The sequence below is a fragment of the Holdemanella sp. genome, from assembly GCF_056804935.1.
The window spans coordinates 1-4,568 of record NZ_DBMEXE010000133.1 but is presented as its reverse complement, the minus strand read 5'-3'; the positions used below and the strand labels follow the sequence as shown (position 1 = coordinate 4,568).

Sequence of the window (4,568 nt, the reverse complement as noted above, 5' to 3'; positions counted from 1 at the left end):
GGTTGATTGATGATGTTTCATCTCCAAATACGTATGGCTTTTAGATATGGATGGTTGGGGAAGTTATCCTAAAAAGCCATACGTATTTGGAGATGAAACATCATCAATCAACCGTATGTATTTAAAACTTAGATCGCAATTGATGCCTTATATTTATTCAACTGCGTATACTTCTTCAAACTTAGGAGAAGGCAGTGAAAAAGGTAAACCACAAGTTCGTGCCATGTTCTTGGAATTCCCTGAAGATACAAATACATACAGTAAAAATATGCAATATCAGTTCATGTTTGGTAAAGACTTCTTAGTGGCTCCAGTATATCAAAACACTGCAGCAGATGAAGCTGGAAATGATATTAGAAATGGTATCTATTTACCAGATTCGAACCAAGTATGGATCGATTACTTTACAGGAAAACAGTATCGTGGTGGAACAACATTAAATAACTTTGATGCCCCAATTTGGAAAATGCCATTGTTTGTAAAGAATGGTGCCATCATTCCTATGTTTGAAGCGCACAATAATGCAGCGACTAAAACGGAAACAAATAAAGGTGGAATTGATAAAACAAAACGTTTAGTTGAATTCTACCCAGATAAAGAATCAGAATATACTCAATATGAAGATGAAGGAAACACAGTTGATAACTCAAATCTTGAAGAAGTAAATTATGGTTCAAATGTGACAACTCATTTCACAAGTTCTGTAAAAGATGGCAAAGCCGTATTAAAAGCAGAAGCAAGTCAGGGTAGCTACAATGGATATGATGCAAATAAAGAAACTACATTTATTGTAAATGTAAGTAAGAAACCAACAGCGTTAACTGGAAAAGTTGGAAATGCGAATGTTGAGTTAAAAGAAGTTAAATCTCAAGAAGAATTTGATAGTGCAACAGGAAATGTATATTTCTACAATAAAGAGCCTAATTTAAACAAATTTGCGACAGAGGGTTCAGAATTTGAAAAGACTGAAATCAAAACAACTCCTAAATTGTATGTAAAATTCGAAAAGACAAATGTAAGCTCAAATGGAATCGAATTAACAGTAGATGGATTTGTGAATGATGGAAATTTAGATAAAGATGAATTAAATGAAAATCTTCAAACTCCTGCTAACTTTAAAGCAGACGAAGAAAATATTACTCCAACAACAATTCCTTTGAAATGGGATGCAGTTAGTGATGCGACTGAATATGAAGTAGAAACAGATGGAATGATTCAATCTGGAATTACAGAAACAAGTTATACGCATACAGATCTTGAATACCACTCTAAACATACGTATCGTGTGCGTTCAAGAAATAAAGATGGATATTCAAAATGGAGTGATCCAATCGAAGTGGAATCTGCACTAGATCCATATCGTAATGTACCAAAAGATATTAAAGTATCTTGGGATTATGGTGATGACTGGGGTAAATTGAGTAATATTTTAGACTTTGATTATGGTACATTCTTCCACTCAACAAATTCAGTGACTGAAGATCAAGGATTGATCTATGATTTGAAGAAAGTCTACGATTTAGAACGTATTGACTATACTCCTCGTAATGACAATAAAGGAAATGGTACTGTACAGAGAATGGATGTTTATACATCTATTGATGGTGTAAACTGGACATTATCATATGATTCAAGTAAACAAAAATCAGATTGGACATACTCTAAAGATATGTCAGATTTAGATACTAAGACTATTGATATGACAGGAACATCAGCTCGTTATATCAAATATGTTGTTAAGAAGTCAAAAGGTGGATTCTTCTCTGCTGCCGAACTTCAACCATATATCGTAGATGGAAGTGAAGGATATATAATTGGAGATACAAACAACGATGGCGTTATCGATGAAAACGATGCTACACAAATCGAAAACTATGTAGGTCTAGAAGATGGCGATCCAACTTGGGATCAGGTAAAACGTTCAGATTACAACAAGAATGGTTACTATGATGCACAAGATATTGCTCAAACAATGGTTCACTTAGATGGTGGAGTAAAAACACCTTCAAAAAATCCAAAAGGTTCTTTGATTACATCATTAGATAAGACAGATTATGCTGCAGGTGAAACAGTTACATTAACTATTTCAGGTGTAGATATGAAGAATGTTTACTCTATTGGTGGAAAAATTGGTTATAACTCAGAGGATTTAACTTTCAATGGAACTGCAGCTACTTTAGCTACAGCAAATATGCGAGAGTATAAATTTGATCGTATAGCTTATAAGAAATCTGAAAACAATGCTGCAGTTAATAGAAATGTAAACTTCACATATACAAATAGTGGAAGTAAGAAGTCTATTTCAGGTACAAAAGATATTGTAACAGTAACATTTACAGCAAAACGCGATATTTCTTTAACACCAGACTATTTCAATGCTTCTGAATACATGTTTGTAAGTAACAATTTGAATGCAATTAATCCAACTGTTGCTAGTGAAGATATTAAAACTCCAGATGTTACAGTTTCACAAATCAAAGTACAGAGTGTACAAGGTCAAGATGAAAGTGTATTACAATCTGGAATGGGTGTAGATAAGTTGATTGATGGTAAATGGGGTGCAGATGCAAACCGTTTCGAATTCAAATGGGGAAATAATGGAGATGAAGTTCCTGCAAGAGTTCCTTATTGGGTATTATTCAACTTTGATGGACAAAAAACAATCACAGACATGACTATTCGTGTTCGTGTAGATGGCACAAATATTAATACAGGCGCATTAAAAGACTTTGAATTGTATGCAGTCAATGGTGAAGAAGAAACAAAAATTGGAGATTACTCTATTACAGAAGTAGATTCTAAACAAGGCTTCAACATTCATTTTGATGCACCAGTGCAAGCTGAAAAAATCAAATTAAATGCATTGAACAGTCAAGATGGGCTTGAATACAAATTAAATATTGATGAAGTAGAATTCTATCAAAATGAAGCTACTTATGCAGAAGATATTGTATTCGATGAAAACAATGCTTCTACAATAGGTGTAGGTCAATTAAAAGCATTTAAAGCTACAGTACTTCCAGAAAATGTAACAAATGGATTGTATTCTGTTGAAAGTGATAAACCAGAAGTTGTTTCAGTTATTCGTACAGTCGATGGTGATCACTACAACTATACTTTACATGCGAAAAAACAAGGAAAAGCTGTATTGACAATTACTTCAAATAGTACAAATAAAGAAGGCAAAAAGATTACGAAGACATTCGAAATCAATGTAGTAGCTGGTCAAGTTGTTGTTGATGATTTGAAAGCACAATTAGATGAAGCAAATAAAGCAATCGAAAACAAGAATCTATATACAACGGCTTCTATTGATGCATTAAAAGCAGCAGTTAAAAATGCAGAAGCTGTATTAAATGATAAAGATGCAACACAAACAGAAGTGAATGCACAAACAATTAATTTATTCAAAGCTATTCAGGCTCTAGAATATAAGGGTTCTAATGAAGGACAACCAGATTGTGAAACTGAAATTACTATTGACCCTGAAAAAGTAACGGCTACTTCTGAAGCACAAGAAGATCCTGTTAAACAAGCATTCGATGGTGATGCAAATACAATTTGGCACTCAAATTACAATGGACAACACACACTTCCACAAGGTGTAACAATGGATTTAGGTGCAGAGTATGATGTTCAACAATTGAATTATCTTCCTCGTCCAGGTAGTGGCAATGGTGATATCACAAAATATATGGTTGAAACAAGCTTAGACGGAGAAAAATTCAAGACGGTTGTAGTTGGAACATTTGAACACGATGGAAGTATGTTAGTGGATAAGGGTGAATTCAAGAAAATTAAATTTGATGCAACCAAAGCTCGTTATGTTCGCTTTACAGCATTAGAATCTTTAGGAAATCAGGTAAATACGTATGCTTCAGCTGCTGAAATCAAATTGTTTGGAACATTGCATAAAGAAGCAATTCCTGCAACAAGTATTACATTGGATAAAACTGAAGTAACATTAAGCGTTAATGAAACAGCGCAAGTGAAGGCGACTCTTTCTCCAACTGAAACAACAGATGTTGTCACTTGGTCAAGCGAAGATGAGTCTATTGCGAAAGTGGATGCAACTGGAAAAATTACAGCTGTTGCCAATGGTACAGTAAATATCATTGCGAAAGCAAATGATCAAGTCCAAGCTACAGTTACAGTTACGGTAAATGCTCCAGGTCAAGCTCAACTACAACAATTGATTGATGAAGCAAACGAAGTAAAATATGAAAATTTAGTTCTTCAAGATGCATTGACAAAAGCTATCACAAAGGCAACAGAAGCATTAGATGGTGATGAAGAAGCCTTGAGAATGGCTTACTATGAGCTTGCTGCTGAAATGTCGGAATTAGAACTTATTCAAAATAATCTTGATGAATTGAATGGATTTGTTCAAATGGATGATTCTTTATATGTAAAAGATGAAGCATTTACACTTTTCAAAAACAAGGTCGAAATTGCGAAGAATTTAATGGCGGACCCAATCAATCAAAAAGAATTATTGAAACCTCAAATCAAAGACTTAAATGATACTTATAAGTTATTAACTAAGTTGAATAGAGAAAAATTGAGTG

1 protein-coding gene is annotated in these 4,568 nt (G+C 33.8%); it reads left to right on the top strand.

Features of this window, described 5'->3' with window-relative positions; translation table 11 throughout:
• Positions 1 to 46 precede the first annotated feature (46 nt).
• On the top strand, positions 47 to 4,568 hold a 4,522-nt coding region (locus tag ACZQCL_RS06735; protein WP_482482374.1), incomplete at its 3' end, for a discoidin domain-containing protein.